This is a genomic window from Janthinobacterium sp. PSPC3-1, assembly GCF_049896105.1.
In the GTDB taxonomy this organism is placed as follows: Bacteria; Pseudomonadota; Gammaproteobacteria; order Burkholderiales; family Burkholderiaceae_D; genus Janthinobacterium.
This window is the reverse complement of the sequence record NZ_JAFCTQ010000020.1, coordinates 36,416-56,479: the sequence shown is the minus strand read 5'-3', so window position 1 is coordinate 56,479 and position 20,064 is coordinate 36,416. Positions and strand designations below refer to the sequence as shown.

The 20,064-nt window shown below is 63.9% G+C and carries 16 protein-coding genes; 9 read left to right on the top strand and 7 right to left on the bottom strand.

From position 1 onward, the window contains the following. Positions 1–12: 12 nt before the first annotated feature. From sucC to recA, 5 genes are all read right to left on the bottom strand, one after another. Entirely contained in the window at positions 13–1,182 is a 1,170-nt protein-coding gene (gene sucC / locus ACP7B7_RS19805) for an ADP-forming succinate--CoA ligase subunit beta (RefSeq protein ID WP_308924205.1), read from the bottom strand. A 76-nt stretch (positions 1,183–1,258) separates the two neighbouring features. Continuing rightward, a complete protein-coding gene (locus ACP7B7_RS19800; protein WP_308924204.1) occupies positions 1,259–1,819 on the bottom strand; it encodes a DUF2889 domain-containing protein in 561 nt (186 codons plus the stop codon). Positions 1,820–2,106: 287 nt separating this feature from the next. Continuing rightward, a complete protein-coding gene (locus ACP7B7_RS19795; RefSeq protein ID WP_308924203.1) occupies positions 2,107–3,645 on the bottom strand; it encodes a class I SAM-dependent methyltransferase in 1,539 nt (512 codons plus the stop codon). Positions 3,646–3,739: 94 nt separating this feature from the next. Further along, positions 3,740–4,198: a recombination regulator RecX gene (recX, locus tag ACP7B7_RS19790; RefSeq protein ID WP_308924202.1), complete on the bottom strand. Its 459-nt coding sequence runs from the start codon at positions 4,196–4,198 to the stop codon at positions 3,740–3,742. Between the two features lie 119 nt (positions 4,199–4,317). Beyond that, positions 4,318–5,427: a recombinase RecA gene (gene recA, locus ACP7B7_RS19785; RefSeq protein ID WP_426077804.1), complete on the bottom strand. Its 1,110-nt coding sequence runs from the start codon at positions 5,425–5,427 to the stop codon at positions 4,318–4,320. 206 nt (positions 5,428–5,633) lie between these two features. Here recA and ACP7B7_RS19780 point away from each other — a divergent pair, with 206 nt between their 5' ends. The 8 genes from ACP7B7_RS19780 (at position 5,634) to ACP7B7_RS19745 (ending at position 16,319) form a co-directional block, all read left to right on the top strand. Continuing rightward, entirely contained in the window at positions 5,634–6,341 is a 708-nt protein-coding gene (locus ACP7B7_RS19780) for a response regulator transcription factor (protein ID WP_308924200.1), read from the top strand. Further along, a complete protein-coding gene (locus ACP7B7_RS19775; protein ID WP_426077803.1) occupies positions 6,338–7,876 on the top strand; it encodes a sensor histidine kinase N-terminal domain-containing protein in 1,539 nt (512 codons plus the stop codon). Before ACP7B7_RS19780 ends, ACP7B7_RS19775 begins: the two co-directional genes overlap by 4 nt. After that, the gene (locus tag ACP7B7_RS19770; protein WP_426077802.1) at positions 7,869–8,156 is read left to right on the top strand and encodes a DUF4212 domain-containing protein; all 288 of its coding nucleotides are present in this window, start codon (positions 7,869–7,871) and stop codon (positions 8,154–8,156) included. Before ACP7B7_RS19775 ends, ACP7B7_RS19770 begins: the two co-directional genes overlap by 8 nt. After that, on the top strand, positions 8,153–10,201 hold the full coding sequence (locus ACP7B7_RS19765; RefSeq protein ID WP_308924198.1) for a sodium:solute symporter family protein: 2,049 nt from the start codon (positions 8,153–8,155) through the stop codon (positions 10,199–10,201). The genes ACP7B7_RS19770 and ACP7B7_RS19765 overlap by 4 nt, the downstream gene beginning before the upstream one ends. A 99-nt stretch (positions 10,202–10,300) precedes the next feature. Further along, positions 10,301–10,945 carry a TolB family protein gene (locus ACP7B7_RS19760; RefSeq protein ID WP_308924197.1) on the top strand — a complete coding sequence of 215 codons (645 nt, stop codon included), beginning with the start codon at positions 10,301–10,303 and terminating at the stop codon, positions 10,943–10,945. Positions 10,946–10,953: 8 nt separating this feature from the next. Further along, positions 10,954–13,041, top strand: a complete 2,088-nt coding sequence (locus tag ACP7B7_RS19755) for an alpha/beta hydrolase family protein (RefSeq protein WP_308924196.1) — start codon at positions 10,954–10,956, stop codon at positions 13,039–13,041. A gap of 41 nt (positions 13,042–13,082) precedes the next feature. After that, the gene (locus ACP7B7_RS19750) at positions 13,083–15,059 is read left to right on the top strand and encodes an alpha/beta hydrolase family protein (RefSeq protein ID WP_426077801.1); all 1,977 of its coding nucleotides are present in this window, start codon (positions 13,083–13,085) and stop codon (positions 15,057–15,059) included. Between the two features lie 33 nt (positions 15,060–15,092). Then, entirely contained in the window at positions 15,093–16,319 is a 1,227-nt protein-coding gene (locus ACP7B7_RS19745; protein ID WP_426077800.1) for a 6-phosphofructokinase, read from the top strand. An 11-nt stretch (positions 16,320–16,330) separates the two neighbouring features. Here the strand turns inward: ACP7B7_RS19745 and ACP7B7_RS19740 are convergent, their stop codons facing one another. Both ACP7B7_RS19740 and purM read right to left on the bottom strand, forming a co-directional pair. Then, positions 16,331–17,545, bottom strand: a complete 1,215-nt coding sequence (locus ACP7B7_RS19740; RefSeq protein ID WP_426077799.1) for an ectonucleotide pyrophosphatase/phosphodiesterase — start codon at positions 17,543–17,545, stop codon at positions 16,331–16,333. Positions 17,546–17,675: 130 nt separating this feature from the next. Continuing rightward, the gene (gene purM / locus ACP7B7_RS19735; protein WP_426077798.1) at positions 17,676–18,719 is read right to left on the bottom strand and encodes a phosphoribosylformylglycinamidine cyclo-ligase; all 1,044 of its coding nucleotides are present in this window, start codon (positions 18,717–18,719) and stop codon (positions 17,676–17,678) included. Between the two features lie 201 nt (positions 18,720–18,920). On the opposite strand from purM, the gene ACP7B7_RS19730 reads away from it, so the two are divergent. Further along, on the top strand, positions 18,921–20,003 hold the full coding sequence (locus ACP7B7_RS19730) for an AI-2E family transporter (RefSeq protein WP_426077797.1): 1,083 nt from the start codon (positions 18,921–18,923) through the stop codon (positions 20,001–20,003). The last annotated feature ends 61 nt before the right edge of the window (positions 20,004–20,064 follow it).

Genomic DNA, 20,064 nt, shown 5'->3' with positions numbered 1-20,064 from the left:
TTGATTCCTTAATTAAGCTTGACCGGCAGCAGCGGCAACGACGCTCTTGGCTGCATCTTCCATGGTGTCGGCTGCGATGATAGGCAGACCGGAATCGGCCAGCATCTTTTTGCCCAGATCTTCGTTGGTGCCCTTCATGCGCACCACCAGCGGTACGTTCAGCGAGACGGCTTTCACCGCGGCGATCACGCCTTCGGCGATCACGTCGCAACGCATGATGCCGCCGAAAATGTTCACCAGGATGGCTTTCAGGCCTGGGTTTTTCAGCATGATCTTGAACGCTTCGGTCACTTTTTCCGCCGTGGCGCCGCCGCCGACGTCGAGGAAGTTGGCTGGCTCGCCGCCGAACAGTTTGATGGTGTCCATGGTGGCCATGGCCAGGCCGGCGCCGTTTACCAGGCAGCCGATGTTGCCGTCGAGCGAGATGTAGGCCAGGTCGAATTTCGACGCTTCGATTTCAGCTGGATCTTCTTCGTCCAGGTCGCGCAGGGCGATGATTTCCGGATGACGGAACAGGGCGTTCGGGTCGAAGTTGAACTTGGCGTCCAGGGCGATGACCTTGCCGCTGCCGGTGACGATCAGCGGGTTGATCTCGGCCAGCGAGCAGTCGGTTTCCCAGTAGGCTTTGTACAGGCCTTGCAGGTTGACGCGGGCGTCGGCGATCGAACCGGCAGGCACGCCGATTTTGGTCGCGATGTCGTCTGCCTGGGCATCGGTCAGGCCAACGCTCGGCTCGATGGTGACGTGATGGATCTTCTCAGGGTGGCTCTCGGCCACTTCTTCGATGTCCATGCCGCCTTCGGACGATGCCATCAGGACGATTTTCTGGGTCACGCGGTCGGTGACCAGCGAAACGTACAGTTCCTGTTTGATGTCGGCGCCTTCTTCCACCAGCAGGCGGTTGACTTTCTGGCCTTCGGCGCTGGTCTGGTGCGTGATCAGCTGCATGCCCATGATCTGGTCGGCGTATTCCTTGACCTGTTCGATCGATTTCGCCACTTTCACGCCGCCGCCCTTGCCGCGGCCACCTGCGTGGATCTGTGCCTTGACGACCCATACCGGGCCGCCCAGGGTTTCCGCAGCCTTGACTGCCTCGTCGACGGACATGCACGGAATACCGCGTGGTACCGTCACTCCGAATTGCCGGAGGATTTCTTTGGCTTGATACTCATGGATTTTCATGCTGGCTTCCCTTCTGATACTGATTTGTAAAAATACGGTTAGTGGTGCAAAAAAAACAGGAAAAACAGCGCCGGGATCACGCTTTGGCTACCCAGCGCGGGTAATACTGTGCAACCGCCCCGCCATCGGTGCGCAGGGCATGGCATTTGTCGAGTTGAAACGGCTTTTCATGCGGCAAATCAGCATTCGCACCGTCACGGGTCGACCAGACATCACCGGCAAATGCCTGAACCGCCGCAGTCGGCAAGACTTGCGCCAGTTCGGTCAAATGGGTACAGCCGGCGATTCCCGCCAGGCGCTCTTTCAAGTCGCGGCGGAAATTCTTCAATAGATTCAGACCGATCAGCGCCTGGTAAGCGGGGCCGATGGTATCGCAAAAGCCGGGATAGGGAACGGAATCGGAGGCAGCTTCGGCCTCGACGATGGTCAGTTCGCGATCGACGGTAATGCGCAAATGGAGGTCATGCAGGGGGGCGCCGGCGGGACGGGGGCCGGAGGCCAGGGTCGCGTCGAACGATTTGATGTCGGTGATGCGCGCGTCGATATCCCACAGGCCGTCGTCGCGCAGATACGCTTGGACGTCGATAACGCGGGAGTGCCGTAAGGCGCGCCGGGATACGGGAGTTGACAGGGGCATGGACCGATGCCGCTTGCGCGGCCTAATTTAGTAAGCAGCCATGTGCATAAAGCACGCCGTTCGCAGCTTCTACGAACAGCAACCGCACCTGCGGCGCCGCAAAAACCCTAAAAGTGTAGCACATTGCGCGCCGGTTGCGCCGCAACATAATTTTTCAGTGCTTAGTTAAAAACATTTCAAATTATAAATGGAAAACAGCGATTTTCATAAAGTCATTCAATTTGTGAATGATGGCTATCATAAAAATCACTGTCATCGCCGCGACGCGCCTGGCTGGCGCGATAGTGTCAGTCAGCCACGCCCAGTGCCTGCAGGATCGGCAGCACGTTGACGAGGAAGCTTTCCGCATGCACGGCCAGTTCGGCCAGGTTTTCCTCGTCGGTCGTCAGCACCGTGCCATTGCGCACCACGGTTTGCTGCAGTGCGCGGAAAGCCTGCCAGGCAAATGCCGCCCAGGCGTCGCTGCCCTGATGACCTTCCAGCCTGGCCAGCAGGAACAACTGTTGCAAATGCAACACACCGATCCCCCCGCCGGTCACCGGACTGGCCAGCGCGGCCAGGTCGGTACGCCCCAGCGCCTTTTCCAGCAAGTGCCGGTTCAGCCTGGCCGTGGCCGGCCGCGCCAGCGCGATCGCGGCGTCATCCTGCACCGTTGAAATGCAGGCTTTATGCGCCAGCACCAGCACCATCTGCAGCAAATTGCCCAGTTCGGCCACGCTGGCAGGCAAACGCTGTTGCAGTTCACCGATGGTATGGATCTGGTAATCGGCCAGCAGTTCCAGCAGCGGACCATAGATGGCCTGCTCCATGTCGGCCTCGCCCAGGGCGCCCACCACCCTCATGGTGATGTGCTCGATCGGCGCCACCAGCAGGATGCGCACGGCGCGCAGTGCGGTGCTCTGTTCATGGGCGGTCAGCCTGCGGCTGCCCTTGATCCAGTAATCCTGGCGGAACTGGCGGTTGACCAGGAAATCGGCGGTGTTCTCGCGGAAAGTGGCATCCGGAATCTGCGCCAGGAAGGCCAGGTGTTCGGGCGACAGATTGAGGGGCGCAACATGATCGGGATAGGCGGCCGAGCCGGCAAACTCGAGCTTGACGGCAGCGAGCACCGGCTTGATGGCCGAAAACGACACCGGCTGCCAGTAGTGATTGAAATATTCGTGCGACAGGTAATTGCGATCCTGCTCGCCGATCTGCTGCAGGCGCACGGCGATGGTGGGGTTGGCCTGCAGGTAGCGCGGCTTGGTCTCCATCATGCGGTTGACGAAGGACAGGGCGCTGCCCACGCGCGTCAGGGAATCCTGCCCCGGCGCGCTCATGACGCGGCTGTGCTGCTCCATCAGGTCGCGGATCGGTGCCATTGCCGCCCAGCCCGCCTGCGTGTTGTAGCTGATGTACAGCACGCCGCCCGGCTTGAGCTTGCGCGCCAGGAAATCGGCGATATGCGCCTGGTTTTCCGGCGAGATCCAGCTCCAGATGCCGTGCAGGGCGATGAAATCGAAGTCGGGCAGGTCGCTGCGGGTGCAAAAGTCCTGAAACGATTGTTCCGACAGCACGGCGCCATTGCCCGAGACCTCGGCCAGTTCCTGCGCAAAAGCGGTCTGGGCCGGATTGAAATCGGTGCCATACCAGCGCACGCCAGACGCCGCGGCATGGATATTGACGGTCATGCCCTGGCCAAACCCCAGTTCACATGCGGTGCTGACCTTGGGCGGCTGTACGCCCCAGCTCAGCAGCAGCAACTGCGTGCGCAGCGGGTTCAATTCCGTGTAATAGCCGTAGGTGTATGCGGTTTCGGCCGTGTAGCCGGCATGCCAGTTGCTCATCAGGTGTCCTGTATCCCATGGTAGAAAGTGCCGGCGCGCACCATGCGCCACCGTCTGTGGGCAGAATAACTGATCCTTGCCTGCAAGTTAACAATTATTGATCATCATCGGGATCGAGTCCCTTGATTGCCACCTGCACGGCGCGCTGCGAAAAGCCGCGCTGCATCAGGAAACGCATCTGCTTGTTGCGCTGTTCGGCGTCCTGCGCCACTTCGCCGAACTTGCGGCGCCACACCTCGCAGGCGCGTTCGGTTTCGCCTTCGGCCAGGCCGGCCTTGAGCTCCTGCAGCGCTTCGCCCTGTATGCCATGGCTTTGCAGTTCGGCCATGATGCGGCTGTTACCGAAGCGGGCGGAGCGGCGGTGGATCAGCGATTCGGAAAAACGCTCCTGCGACAGCCAGTTGGCCTGCTCCAGGCTGTCGAGCAAGGCTTCCACATCATCGCCTTCCTCGGCATGGCGCTGCAGCTTGCGGCGCAATTCCATGCGGCTGTGTTCGCGCATCGACAGAAAGCGCAAGGCCCTGCCCTTCAGGCTTAATTGCACTCTGGCCATATCCCCACCTTGTTTCTGATGACTGTGATCCAAACACAATCGCCGCCCGGCGCAACAGCGCGGGACGGCGATCATGATCCTACCTTGCGGCAAGCCGCTTTGCTATTTACCAGGGCGCTTTATTCGGCAGCCTTGGCTTCCGCGGCGGCCTTGGCGGCCTTGTCGGCGGCTTTATCGGCTTTTTCAGGCTTTTCAGCGGCCAGCGGCGGCAGTTCGCGCACGCCCAGCGAGGCGCGTACCTTGTTTTCGATTTCACGCGCCAGCGCCGGGCGCTCTTGCAGGAAGGCGCGGGCGTTGTCCTTGCCCTGGCCGATGCGTTCGCCGTTGTAGCTGTACCAGGAACCGGATTTCTCGACGATCTTCGCGTCCGAACCGAGATCGAGGATCTCGCCTTCGCGCGAGGTGCCTGCGCCGTACAGGATGTCGAAGTGCGCTTCCTTGAACGGTGGCGCGATCTTGTTCTTGACAACCTTGACCTTGGTTTCGTTGCCGATCACTTCGTCGCCCGACTTGATCGAGCCGGTGCGGCGGATGTCCAGGCGCACGGAAGCGTAGAATTTCAGCGCATTGCCGCCGGTGGTGGTTTCCGGGCTGCCGAACATCACGCCGATCTTCATGCGGATCTGGTTGATGAAGATGACCAGGGTATTGGTGCGGTTGATCGAGCCGGTCAGCTTGCGCAGCGCCTGCGACATCAGACGCGCCTGCAGGCCTGGCAACGAGTCGCCCATGTCGCCTTCGATCTCGGCGCGTGGCGTCAGCGCCGCCACCGAGTCGATCACCACCAGGTCGACGCTGCCCGAACGCACGAGGGCGTCGCAAATTTCCAGCGCCTGCTCGCCCGTGTCCGGTTGCGAGATCAGCAGTTCGTGCAGGTTCACGCCCAGCTTTTGGGCGTAGCCGACGTCCAGTGCGTGCTCGGCGTCGATAAAGGCGCAGGTGCCGCCCAGTTTTTGCATTTCGGCGATGGTTTGCAAGGTCAGCGTGGTTTTACCCGACGACTCGGGACCGTAGATTTCCACCACGCGGCCGCGCGGCAAGCCGCCCACGCCCAGCGCGATATCGAGGCCGAGCGAACCGGTCGACACGACTTGCACTTCTTCGATCGGTGCGCTGGCATCCATGCGCATGACCGAACCTTTGCCAAACTGCTTCTCGATCTGTGCCAGCGCGGCGGCCAGCGCCTTGGCTTTTTCCGATGCGGGTACTACAGCTCTTTTATCGTCCATTTTGTTCTTTCAGCCCGAACTGGCGCGTGGGGTAGGTTAAATTCATCACAGACACTACTGTATAAAAAAACAGTGCTTAATGCAAGCGGAACGTGCATTTGATTTGAAACAGATCATTACAAGGCGGGTTTTTCATAAATATTCGCCACCTTGCGCAAAATGAAACACAATACACACTTCTGATGTCGCAAGCTTAGGAATCTGCCATGCGTATTTTACTTGCCGAAGATGACAGCGTGCTGGCCGACGGGCTGACCCGTTCGCTGCGCCAGTCCGGCTATGCCATCGACTGCGTCAAGAATGGCCAGGAAGCCGATACGGCCCTGTCCACCCAGGAATTCGATCTGCTGATCCTCGACCTGGGCTTGCCGAAATTGAGCGGCCTGGAAGTGCTGCGCCGCCTGCGCGCGCGCGCCTCGCTGCTGCCGGTGCTGATCCTGACGGCCGCCGATTCCATCGAGCAAAGAGTCAACGGCCTCGATCTCGGTGCCGATGATTATATGGCCAAGCCCTTCGCCTTGTCCGAACTGGAGGCAAGAGTGCGCGCCCTGACCCGCCGCGGCGCCGGCGGCGGCGCCACCGTGATCAGGCACGGCCCGCTCAGCTATGACCAGGTCGGGCGCAGCGCCTATATCAACGAGCAGATGATCGACCTGTCGGCGCGCGAACTGGGCTTGCTGGAAATCCTGCTGGGCCGCACTGGCCGCCTGGTGTCGAAGGAACAGCTGGTCGACCACCTGTGCGAATGGGGTGAGGAAGTGTCGAACAACGCCATCGAAGTGTATGTGCACCGGCTGCGCAAGAAGATCGAGGTGGGCGGCGTGCGCATCGCCACCGTGCGCGGCCTGGGTTACTGCCTGGAAAAATACACGGAAGCGCGCGTGCCGCTGGACGGCGGCGACGCCAGCAAGTGAAGCCAGGTGGAGCGCCAGCCGACGAGCTGGACGAAGACGACTGGTACGAGCCGCCCACCAGCGAGCAGGATGAAACCATCCAGCATTCGCTGTTCGGCGAGATCCTCGACTGGATGCTGGCGCCGCTGCTGCTGCTGTGGCCGATGAGCATCGCCATCACCTACCTGGTGGCCAAGGGCATCGCCAACCAGCCCTTCGACCATGCGCTGGAAGACAATGTCACCATGCTGGTGCAGCAGTTCAAGCTGGCCGACGGCACCCAAGCGGCAGGCCAGCTGCCCGGCCGCGCCGGCGGCAATGCGCGCGAGGCGCTGCGCGGCGACGATGTCGACGCCGTGTATTACCTGATGCTCGACCAGCAGGGCCGCTACCTGGCCGGCGACCGCGACCTGCCGCCGCCGCAGGATGCCGAGCGCTACCGTAGCGGCACGGTGCTGTTCCGCAATGACGCCGTGCACGGCACGCCCGTGCGCGTGGCCTTCTCGTATATCGACACGCCCGACGGCGGTGGCGACGATGGCGAGCGCGCGCTGGTGCAGGTGGCCGAAACGCTGGAAAAACGGGCCCAGCTGGCCAATGAAATCATCAAGGGCGTGATTTTGCCGCAGTTCATCATCTTGCCCGTCATCCTGGCGCTGGTCTGGTTTGCGCTGTCGCGCGGCCTATCGCCGCTGGCGCAGTTGCAGGAACGCATACGGGCCCGCCCGCCCGACGACCTGTCGCCGATCGACTCGGGCCAGGTGCCCGAGGAAATCACGCCGCTGGTCGGCTCGCTCAACGACATGCTGTCGCGCCTGTCGCTGTCGATCGAGATGCAGAAACGCTTTATCGCCGACGCCGCCCACCAGATGAAGACGCCGCTGGCCGGCATGCGCATGCAGTCCGAACTGGCTCTGCGCCAGACCGACCAGGACGAGATCCACCGCTCGCTGCAGCAGCTGGCGAAAAGCTCGGAAGCGGCCACGCGCCTGGTGAACCAGCTGCTGGCCCTGGCCCGCGCGGAAAACCAGCCGCAGGCGGGCACGGCCTTCGAACCGCTGGAACTGAGCGAGCTGGCGCGCACCGTGGTGCAGGACTGGGTGCAAGCCTCGTTTGCCCAGCAGATCGACCTGGGCTTCGAACAGGCGGCAGAACCGGTGATGATTTCCGGCAATCCCATGATGTTGCGGGAACTGCTGGGCAACCTGATCGACAACGCGCTGCGCTATACGCCGCTTGGGGGCAGCGTGACGGTGCGCGTGCGCAGTACGCCGGAGCTGGCCATCCTGGAAGTGGAGGATACCGGCCCCGGCATTCCCCAGGCCGAACGCAGCCATGTGTTCGAACGCTTTTATCGCATTCTCGGCAGCAATGTCGATGGCAGCGGCCTGGGCCTGGCCATCGTGCGCGAAATTGCCCAGCAACATGGCGCCGAGGTCGACATCTTCCACAATCCGCGCGCGCAGACGCCAAAGTTGCCGGGCACCCTGCTGCGCCTGTCGATCGCCCTGCTGCCGCCGGCAACCCCGCCCGAGGACGACATCACGTATGGATAAGCTCAAGCCAGCGCCCAGCCCCACTCTGCTGGCGCGCCGCGCCGCGCACTGGCAAGCCACGCAGCGCCTGACGGCGGTGCTGCTGCTGGTCTGGCTGCTGACGGGATTTTTGACCGTGTTTTACGCGCGCGAACTGCTGCATTTGCAGCTGTTCGGCTGGCCGCTGCCGTTTTACATGGCGGCCCAGGGCGCCTCGCTGGTGTATCTGGCCATCATCGGCTGCTATGCCTGGCGCATGCGCCGGCTCGACCAGCGGTGCCAGGCGGAAGAGTCGCCATGAGCGCGCCACGCAGTTTCTTCAGGCGCCTGTCGCGCTATTACCTGCTGTTTTCGGCCGGCTTTGCCGCTTTCCTGCTGGCCCTGACGGTGCTGGAACAGGAAGGCATGTCGCGCGTGTGGATCGGCTATCTGTTCATGTTCGCCACCATCACCCTGTACGCCACCATCGGCGTCATCAGCCGCACCTCGAACGTCACCGAATACTATGTGGCGGGGCGGCGCGTGCCGGCCCTGTTCAACGGCATGGCCACCGCCGCCGACTGGATCTCGGCGGCCAGCTTCATCAGCCTGGCCGGCGGGCTGTACCTGAACGGTTTCGACGGCCTGGCTTTCATCATGGGCTGGACCGGCGGCTATTGCCTGGTGTCGCTGCTGATCGCCCCGTATCTGCGCAAATTCGGCCAGTACACGATTCCCGATTTCCTGGCGGCGCGCTATGCGGGCGGGCCGGGCGGGCGTGGCGCGCCGGTGCGCGTGCTGGCCGTGGCCGCCACCATCGTGGTCTCGTTCACCTATGTGGTGGCGCAGATTTACGCGGTCGGCCTGATCGCCTCGCGCTTTACGGGCGTCGATTTTTCGGTCGGCATTTTCCTCGGCCTGGCCAGCATCCTGGTCTGTTCTTTTCTTGGCGGCATGCGCGCCATTACCTGGACCCAGGTGGCGCAGTACATCATCATCGTCGTGGCCTTCCTGATTCCCGCCATGTGGCTGTCCGTAAAACATGCCGACAATCCGGTGCCGCAGATCGCCTACGGCAAGGTGCTGACGCAGCTGAGCGCGCGCGAGCACGTGCTGGACCAGGACCCGAAAGAGCGGGAGGTGCGCGACATCTACGCCCAGCGCGCGCGCAACTACCAGGCTGACCTCGACGGCTTGCCGGCCTCGTGGGAGGCGGGCCGGCTGGCGGCCCAGCGCCAGCTCGATATCCTGCGCAAGCGCAATGCCTCGCTGTTCGACATCCGCAGCGCCGAGCGCGCCCTGATCGCCTATCCGAAAAGCCCGGAAGAGGCGCGCGGCGTGTGGCAGTCGGCGCTGGCCCTGAATTTGAAGCGGGCCGAGCCGATCACGCCGCATGCCCAGCCGTTTCCCGCGCCCGACCGCGCGCAATCCGATATCAAACGCAACAATTTCCTGGCCCTGGTGTTCTGCATGATGCTGGGCACGGCCGCGCTGCCGCATATCCTGATGCGCTCGTACACCACGCCGTCCGTGCATGAAACCCGGGTCTCGGTGTTCTGGACCCTGTTCTTCATCCTGCTGATTTATCTCACCATTCCGGCGCTGGCGGTGCTGGTCAAATACGATATCTATTCGGCCCTGGTCGGCACCCAATATGCGCACTTGCCGACGTGGGTCTCGTACTGGGCCAATGTCGACAAGCTCAGCCCCTTGATCAGCATCGTCGACGTCAACCGCGACGGTGTGGTGCAACTGGCGGAAATTGCCATCGATGCCGACGTGCTGGTGCTGGCCACGCCCGAGATCGCCGGCCTGCCGTATGTGATCTCGGGCCTGGTGGCGGCCGGCGGCCTGGCCGCCGCCCTGTCGACGGCGGACGGCTTGCTGCTGGCCATTTCCAACGGCCTGTCGCACGACATCTATTACAAGGTGGTCGACCCGACCGCCTCGACCCAGAAGCGCGTGACGATCTCGAAACTGCTGCTGCTGGCCGTCGCCTTTATCGCCGCCTATGCGGCCTCGCAAAAGCCGGCCGATATTTTATCGCTGGTCGGCATCGCCTTTTCGCTGGCCGCCTCGACCCTGTTCCCGGCGCTGGTATTGGGCGTGTTCTGGAAACGCGCCAACCACCACGGCGCCGTGGCCGGCATGCTGGCCGGCTTTGGCGTCTGCCTGTACTACATGCTGCAGACCAGCCCGATGCTGGGCGGCGGGCCGGCCGGCCAGTGGTTCCATATCGCGCCGATCGCCGCCGGCATTTTCGGCATGCCGGCCGGCATGCTGACCGCCGTGCTGGTCAGCCTGCTGACGCCGGCGCCGGGCCGGCGCAGCACCGGGCTGGTCGACCATATCCGCGCGCCGGAATAACCCCCTTGGCCGGGCTGGTCAAATGCACACCGAAATGTTATCCTGAGAGAAATAATATCAAAATAAATACCATATTTGGCATTCTCGACAGGAGTATTCATGCAGTCCAGCCTGGCCCGTTTCACCGCAGCACTCAGCACCCTGGCACTCGGTCCCCTTTTCATGCTCTCCTGCGCCAGCCTGCCGGCCCATGCCGGCACCGCCGCCAGGACCGCCAGCAACGCCCCCATTCCGATCGGCGATTTTTTCAACAACAGCACCTTCAGCGGCGCCGTGATGTCGCCCGACGGGCGCCACCTGGCCGTGCTGGTCAGCGCCAAGGGCGGACGGGTGCAGCTGTACACGGTGGAACTGGCCGGCATGAAAGTGAGCGGCCTGACCTCGTTCGAGGACGCCGATATCGCCCAGATCGCCTGGGTCAACGACCAGCGCATCGTCTACAGCGTGGCCGACCACAATATCGCCGAGGGAGACGTGCGCCACGGTCCCGGCCTGTATGCGATCAATCTCGATGGCAGCAACTACCGCCAGCTGGCCAGCAATACGTCCACCAACCGGACCGCCACCGGCTCGCATATCGGCCGCGCCTTGCGCGACGCCGTCAGCAAGACCAACCGCGATGTCGAGTGGGTGGTCTACCAGGAAGAGGGACATGGCTGGGCGTTGCCGAAAAACAATATCGACTTCTGGACGCGCGCCGAGAAGCTCTTGCAACGCTGCATAGGTAGACAAGCCGCGCAATGACGCATGCGATGTCAAGGTCCATCATGCGCGCGGCCCTGCTGGCGGCGCTGGCCCTGTGCGCCATCCGTCCTGCCGCCGCACAGGCGCCAGCCCCGCCCACGGTGCACGTCACTGCCCTGATGACGGTCGAACAGTTTTTCGAACCAGCCTCGCTGAGTGGCGCCACGCTGTCTCCCGACGGGCGCCAGCTGGCCATGCGCGTCACGCCGGCCGAAGGCCATGAACGCCTGGCGGTGCTGGACCTGGCCAGCATGCGCAGCACCACAGTGGCGGCCTTCCGTGACGCCGATATTGGCGACTTCCTGTGGGTCAATGACACGCGCCTGGCGTTTCGGCTGACCGACCGCGCGCTGGGAGGCGCACCGACGCGGTATGGCTCCGGCCTGTACGCGGTCGACAGCGATGGCGGCGCCCTGCGCCAGCTGGCCACCCGCATGCAGGCGCCGCAACGACTGGCGGCAGGCAGGGGCGGCGAATCGCAGATCCTCGACCTCAAGCCCATGCAAGGTGAAACGCACGCAAAAGCAGGCCGTGCACTGCTACCCTACAACACCGTGCTGATGGACAGCATCGGCGACCAGCGCGGCAACGGCATGTTTGCGCTGCAGGTCGGGCGCGGCGAATTCGGCGCCGTGCACACGGCCTCGCTGTGGCGGGTCGACAGCGTCAGTGGCAGCTACGCGCTGGTCGACGCGCCCGCGCATGTGCGCTACTGGCTGTACGACCACGGCGGCCAGGCGCGCATCGCCACCGCGCAGCAAGGCGGCCAGAACCTGGTGTACTGGCGCATGCCCGGCACGGAACAGTGGCAATTGCTGGCGCAATTCGATCCGCGCAGCGACGATCCCGATGTCTTCGAGCCGGCCTTTCTGGCGCCGGACGGCAGCCTGTATGTCACCGCCAGGAACGGCGGCGACAAGGCGGCGCTGTACCGCTATGACCTGCACACCCGGCAGCGCGACGCGCAGCCGCTCGTCTCCTCGCCCGACCATGATATCGACGCCAGCATGCTGCGCAGCGATACCGCCCTGCTGGGAATACGCTACACCACCGACACCGAGGTGACTCTGTGGCTGGACGCGGACATGCAAGCCGTGCAGCGCCACGTGGACGCCCTGCTGCCGGCCACCACCAATACCGTGAGCGTGGGCACGCGCAGCAGCACCCCGTTCGTGCTGGTGGCCAGCTGGTCCGATACGCAACCGGCCATCTACCGCATCTTTCACCGCGACACCGGCCAGCTGACGCCATTGGCCAGGTCGCGCCCGGCCGTCAATGCCGAGCGCATGGCCGGCAGGCAGTTGCGCCATTACCGCGCCCGCGACGCCCTGCGCATTCCCGCCTGGCTGACCCTGCCCCGCACCGGGCCGCGCAGTGCGCTGCCATTGATCCTGTTCGTGCATGACGGCCCGTGGCAGCGCAGCACGCCAGGCTGGCAGGGCGCCAGCCAGTTCCTCGCCTCGCGCGGCTACGCCGTGCTGGAACCCGATTACCGCGGCAGCACGGGCCTGGGCGCCGCGCACTTCCGGGCCGGCTGGCAACAATGGGGCCTGGCCATGCAGGACGACCTGGCCGACGGCGTGCGCTGGGCTGTCGCCGAGGGCATAGCCGACCCGCAACGGGTGTGCATCATCGGCGCCGGCTACGGCGGCTATGCGGCGCTGATGGGACTGGCGAAAGATGGCGACCTGTACCGCTGTGGCGTGGCCTGGTCCGCCGCCACCGACCTGGCCGCCATCGCCGATGGCCGCTGGCGCGTCGGCGCCACGCTCTACGAAGGCTACGACCGCTATCCGGCCGCCAGCCAGATTGGCGACGCGCGCCGTGACGCCGCCCGCCTGCGCGCCACCTCGCCACGCTACCTGGCGCAGCACATCACCCAGCCGCTGCTGCTGGCGCATGGCTATCGCGACCATGTGGTGCCCTTGTCCGACGCCTATGCGCTGTACCAGGCTATCCGCCAGGGCAACCCGGACGCGCAATGGCTGCGCCATGACGACGAAGGCCAGGACTGGCGCCTGACGAAAAACCGCATCGACTTCTGGCAGCGCGTGGAACAGTTCCTGGCGCGCCACAATGCCCCCGCCCACCCCTGACCTTGTCCCCGATGAATCTATCCCGTTTTTTATTCTCCGCCATGGCGGCCGTTTTTTTCGCCGCCACGCACGCCGGCGCGCACTCCGCGCCGCCGATTGCCGATTTCTTTGCCAACCCCGAATTCAGCGACGTGCAGTTGTCGCCCGACGCGCGCCACCTGGCCGTGCTGGTGCTGGGGCCGAACGGGCGCGAGCGCCTGGCCGTGGTCAACCTGGCCAATAACAGCATCAAGGTGGTGGCGCAGTTTGACGACGTCGACGTGGGCGATGTGGAATGGGTCAATCCCGAGCGCCTGGTATTGTCCACGCGCGACTACCAGACGGCGCCCGGCGAGCGGCGCTACGCCCCCGGCCTGTACGCCGTCAACCGCGACGGCAGCGATTTTCGCCAGCTGGCCGAGCGCAGCTTCGCGCCCAACCTCTCGACCTCGGTCTACAAGCCGCTGCCCTGGCATACCTGGCTGACGGGCCAGCGCGGCGCGCAAGATTCCAGCGTCATCTATGTGACCAGCACCGTCTACACGGCCACGCGCGAAGTCGACTACACGGCCCTGCTGCGGCTCGATACCGTCACCGGCCGCAGCACGGCCGTGGCGCCGCCCGGCAAGGTACGCCGCTGGCTGCTGGACCAGGACGGCGAACCGCGCATCGCCGTCACCAAAGTGCGCAATATCGAGACCATCCTGTACCGCGAGCCAGCCAGCGGCGCCTGGCGCCAGCTGGCGCAATTCGATGCCTACCTGAAGGGTAAAGAGGCGTTTACGCCGCTCGCCTTCGGTCCCGACGGCACCCTGTATGTGAGCGCCCGCGTCGGTGGCGACACGCTGAATCTGTACCCCTGGGATTTGGCCGCCAACCGCATCGACGCCACGCCCGTGATGGCGCTCGATGGCTACGATTTCAGCGGCAGCCTGCTGGTCGGCAAGGGCAAACTGCTGGGCCTGCGCTACCTGGCCGAGCGGCGCGGCACGCGCTGGTTCGACCAAGCCATGGCCGCCACCCAGGCCGGCATCGACGCCGCGCTGCCGCAGACCGTCAACCTGATCTCGGTCGCGCCCAGGGCGGCGACGCCCTTCATGGTGGTGGCCTCGTATGCCGACGTGCAGCCGGTCAGCTTTTCCCTGCTCAACAGCGAAACCGGGCAGCTGACCGCCATCGGCGCCTCCCTGCCACGCATCAAGGCGGCGCAGATGAGCCAGCAAAAGCTGGTGCATTACCCGGCGCGCGACGGCTTGACGATCCCGGCCTGGCTGACGCTGCCCGTCAACAGCGACGGCAAGAACTTGCCGCTGGTGGTGCTGGTGCATGGCGGACCGTATGTGCGCGGCACGTCCTGGCAGTGGGACAGCGAAGTGCAGTTCCTGGCCTCGCGTGGCTACGCCGTGCTGGAACCCGAATACCGCGGCAGCACCGGCTTTGGCAGCAAGCATTTCCATGCCGGCTGGAAGCAATGGGGCCTGAAAATGCAGGATGATATCGCCGACGGCGCGCGCTGGGCCATCAAACGGGGCGTGGCCGATGGCCAGCGCATCTGCATCGCCGGCGGCAGCTATGGCGGCTATGCCACCCTGATGGGCCTGGTCAACGATCCTGATTTGTACCGCTGCGGCATCGACCTGGTGGGCGTGACCGATATCGGCCTGCTGTATACCGGCCACTGGAGTTTCGCCTCCGACATGAGCGACGACTGGAAACAGTACGGCATGCCCGAACTGATCGGCGACCCGGTCAAGGACGCGGCCCAGTTCAAGGCCACCTCGCCGATCGCCCAGGCCGCGCGCATCACCCAGCCGCTGCTGCTGGCCTATGGCGCGCTTGACAAGCGCGTGCCGCTGTACCACGGCAAGCAGTTCCACGCAGCCGTGAAGCAACATAACCCGCAGGTGGAATGGGTGGTGTACGAGGAAGAAGGGCACGGCTGGTCGCTGCCGAAGAACCGCATCGATTTCTGGACCAGGGCCGAACGATTCCTCGACCGGCATATCGGAAAACAGGGCGCGGCGGCCAAAAAGGAGTAGGCTGGAGGACCGTGTGACTTGCCAGGAGATCCTATGCCGTCCGGAAAAATTCTTGTTGCGCAAGGTGGCGGCCCCACCGCCGTCATCAACCAGTCGCTGGTGGGCGTGGTGCTCGAATCGCGGCGCTTCCAGCACGTCACGCGCGTGTATGGCGCGCTGCACGGCGTGCGCGGCATCATCAATGAAGACTTCGTCGACCTGACGCAGGAAACCAGCCACAACCTGGAACTGGTGGCCGCCACGCCGTCGTCGGCGCTCGGCTCCACGCGCGACAAGCCCGACATCGCCTACTGCCAGCAGATCTTCCAGGTGCTGCGCGCGCACGAGATCGAACACTTCTTTTATATCGGCGGCAATGACTCGTCCGACACGGTGCGCATCGTCAGCGAAGAGGCGCACAAGGCCGGCTATCCGCTGCGCTGCATCCATATCCCGAAGACCATCGACAACGACCTGGTTGGCAGCGACCATACGCCGGGCTTTCCGTCGGCCGCCCGTTTCGTGGCGCAGGCGTTTGCCGGCGCCAACCTCGACAACGCCGCCCTGCCCGGCGTGTATGTCGGCGTGGTGATGGGCCGCCATGCCGGCTTCCTGACGGCCGCCTCGGCCCTGGGCAAGAAGTTCCCGGACGACGGGCCGCACCTGATCTATGTTCCGGAGCGCACCTTCGTGCTGGAGCAGTTCCTGGCCGACGTCAAGGCGATGTACGAAAAGCATGGCCGCTGCGTGATCGCCGTCTCGGAAGGCATCCACGATGCCTCGGGCGAGCCGATCGCCAGCCTGCTGGCCAAAAAGACAGGCAGCGAAGTCGAACGCGACGCCCACGGCAATGTGCAACTGTCGGGCACCGGCGCGCTGGCCGACCTGTTGTGCGACGAGATCAAGGCCAGGCTGGGCATCAAGCGCGTGCGCGGCGATACCTTCGGTTATCTGCAGCGCTCGTTCATCGGCTGCGTGTCGGACGTCGACCAGCGCGAAGCGCGCGAGGTGGGAGAGAAGGCGGTGCAATACGCGATGTGGGGCGACCGCGACGGGTCGGTTGCCATCAAGCGCACCGGCTATTACTCGGTCGACTACGAACTGCTGCCCTTGACGGAGGTGGCGGGCAAGACGCGCACCATGGAAGACGAATTCATCAGTGAAAGCGGCACCGATGTGACGGACGCTTTTCGCCTGTACCTGCGCCCGCTGCTGGGCTCAAAGATGCCGGACGCGTTCCGGCTGCGCTGCGCCAGGGTGGCGAAGATCCTCCAGCCCTGAGCGGCGCGGTGTCACTGCTGCTGCAAGGCCGGCAGCAGGGGCGTGATCTCGCCATCGGACGGCAGCGGCGCCAACTCCAGCAAACGCATCAGCAATGGATAGACGTCGACGTTGTCAAATGCCGGCAGCACCACGCCCGGCTTGAACGCGGGGCCGCTGGCGATGAACATGGCGCGCATTTCCGGCGCCATATTGTCATAGCCATGGCCGCCGCCTTTCACGCGCGCCGCGCCGCGCTCGTTGAATACCAGCGCCCAGCCCGGCTCGCCCAGGCCCAGATACTGCGGCACGCGCGGGTTGCTGCCATACACGAAACGCGCCGGAATATCGGCCTTGTGCCAGCACTGCATATGCTCGTGCGCCCGCAGCAGGGCCGCATCGAGCGCCGCTTCCTGTCCCGGCACGGCATCGAACGATGCGTACGGACCGCTGGCCGTAACGCGATAACTGTTCTCCGGCGCCAGCGCATCCATGCGTATCACGCGCGCGCGGCTCAAGGGCGCCATGCCATGATCGGACACGATCACCAGGTTCGGGTTCAGGTGGCGGCTGGCCAGCCCTTGCATCAGGCGGGCCAGCGCCTGGTCCACGTGCGCCACCGCCTGCGTCGTGTGCTCGTCATCCGGGCCATGGGTATGCCCGGCATGGTCGACATCGTCCAGGTACAAGGTCATAAAGCCCGGCAAGGCGTCAGGCGGACCGTCGAGCCAGGACAGCAACCGGTCGACGCGGTCATTGGCCGGCAGCTTGCCATCGAAGCGCGGCGCGACGCTGGGACGCACGCCGTGGATGGCCGCTTCCGAGCCGGGCCAGAACATGGTGGCGCTGCGGAGGCCGTTGCGTTCGGCCGTTACCCAGACAGGCTCGGCCTGGTCCCACCAGCGGCGGTCAGCGACGGCTGCGTTATTGCTCAAGGTAAATCGCTCGCCCGGTATGGCCGGGTCCAGCATCGTGTTGTCCACCAGGCCGTGATGATCGGGACGCAAACCTGTCACCAGCGTGTAGTGGTTCGGAAAAGTGACCGAGGGGAAAGACGGGCGCATGGCCTCGGCGCGCACGCCACCGGCGGCCAGCTGGTTCAGCGTGGGCGAGACGCCGCGCTCGAGGTAATCGGCGCGAAAGCCATCGATCGACACCAGGATGACAGGGTTGCGGGCCACGGCATGGCCGGCGGCAGCGAGCAGGCACAATGGCAGCAGCGCGCTGGCGAGTTGTTTGATGAGCATGCGGATACCTGCAAAAATACGTGAGCCGATATTGTAGAAAATAAATATGACGCAGCCATGAAAAAAGCGGACCACGCCAGGGCGCGATCCGCTTTTTTTCATGCTGCCAGTCCAGGTATCAGGCTGGAACTCAAATAACGATGGTCTGGTGCTCGTCGCCCACTTGCGCGCGGATGGTGCCGATGGTGTAGACGGTCTCGCCGGCCGCTTGCAGCTGCGCGATGGCGGCGGCGGCGTTGTCGGCCGACACGATCACCGTCATGCCGATGCCGCAGTTGAACACGCGGTGCATTTCAGCGTCGGCCACGCCGCCGTGCTGTTGCAGCCAGGTGAACAGCGGTGGCATGGTCCACGCTTTCGAATCGAGCTCGGCAACCAGGCCAGGCTGCAGCACGCGTGGAATGTTTTCCACCAGGCCGCCACCGGTGATGTGCACCATGCCCTTCACTTCCATCGAGGCCATCAGCGCCAGCAGCGGCTTGACGTAGATGCGCGTCGGCTGCATCAGCACGTCGGCGAGTTTACGGCCGTGGAAGTCGCCTTCCAGGTCCGGCTTGGCCACTTCGATGATCTTGCGCACCAGCGAGTAACCGTTCGAGTGCACGCCCGACGAGGCCAGGCCCAGTACCACGTCGCCCGGGGCGATCTTGGTGCCGTCGATGATATTGGCTTTTTCCACCGCGCCGACGGCAAAACCGGCCAGATCGTATTCGCCGGCCGGGTACATGCTCGGCATTTCCGCCGTTTCGCCGCCGATCAGCGCGCAACCGGCTTGTTCGCAACCCTGGGCGATGCCCTTGATGACGTCGGTGGCGATGGCCACGTCGAGCTTGCCGCAAGCGAAGTAGTCGAGGAAGAACAGCGGCTCGGCGCCTTGCACCAGGATGTCGTTGACGCTCATGGCGACCAGGTCGATGCCGACCGTGTCATGGCGGTTCAGTTCGAACGCCAGACGCAACTTGGTGCCCACGCCGTCGGTGCCCGAGACCAGCACCGGCTCCTTGTACTTCTTGCTGATTTCAAACATGGCGCCAAAACCGCCCAGGCCGCCCATCACACCTTCGCGCATGGTGCGCTTGGCGTAAGGCTTGATTGCTTCGACTAGAGCGTCGCCTGCGTCGATATCGACGCCAGCGTCACGGTAGGAAAGGGAAACATTAGAAGTCTGGTTCATGGTGTGGTGGCAGCGGAGGCGGTAAAATGGAAGGCGGAATAGAACACGGATACCGGCTGGCGCGCACGCGCATCAAGGGCATCAACCCTTTGCGGGCGGCGCGCCAGCCGGTCAATTCGGTCGATCAAGCCGCTATTTTATCAAACTGACCCCTGAGTTTGTAATTAACTGCCTTTTTTTAACGCAAAACCAAAAAACTTCATGCCCTTTGCCATCACCGCCGAACAGAAGCAAACAGCATTTTGGATCGCGGTCTGGCTGGCATTGCTGCTGTTGCTGGCCACCCTGGGCCCCATCCTCACGCCTTTCCTGGCCGCCGCCGTGCTGGCCTATGTGCTCAATCCGGGCGTGGACCGTTTGCAACGCTTGCATTACCGGCGCTTCCACTTGCCGCGCCCGCTGGCCGTGCTGCTGGTGGTCATGCTGTTTTTCCTGGCGCTGACAGCCCTGGTGCTGATCGTGGTGCCGGTGCTGCAAAAAGAAATCCCGCTGCTGCAGGCGCAGATCCCGCAATTTCTCACCAAGGCAAACGAACTGATCGCGCCCAAGCTGCGCGACCTGGGCATCCGCGTGCGCCTCGACGGCACCGGCATCAAACGCATGCTGAGCCAGCAGATGGCCACCAGCGGCGACGAGATCTGGAGCACGGTGCTGGCCTCGGCGCGCATCGGCGGCACGGCCGTGCTGGGCTGGCTGGCCACGGTGGTGCTGATTCCGGTGGTGCTGTTCTACCTGCTGCTGGACTGGCACCCGATGCTGGCGCGCATCGCCGGCGCCGTGCCGCGCCGCTGGGTCGGCCGCACGGTGGCCATGGCGCAGGAAGTCGATACCCTGCTGGCGCAATACCTGCGCGGCCAGTTGCTGGTGATGCTGGTGCTGGCCGCCTATTACTCGATCGCCCTGATGATCGCCGACTTTGAAGTGGCGCTGCCGGTGGGCATCATCACCGGCTTGCTGGTGTTTATCCCCTACCTGGGTTTCGGCCTGGGCCTGGTGCTGGCGCTGATCGCCGCCCTGCTGCAGTTCGCCGACTGGAGCGGCGTGGTGGCGGTGGCTGTGATCTATGGCTGCGGCCAGGTCATCGAAGGCTTTTTCCTGACGCCGCGCCTGGTGGGCGAGCGCATTGGCTTGAATCCCCTGGCCGTGATCTTCGCCTTGCTGGCTTTCGGACAACTGTTCGGTTTCGTCGGCGTACTGCTCGCTTTGCCCGCTTCCGCCGTGTTAATGGTCGCTTTCAAGCATGTAAGACGCCATTACTTGGCCAGCAGCTTCTATAATACTTAAATATAAGCTTTTACAATATAAAATTAACAACAACGCATACGCAGTAATGAAAAACAGGACA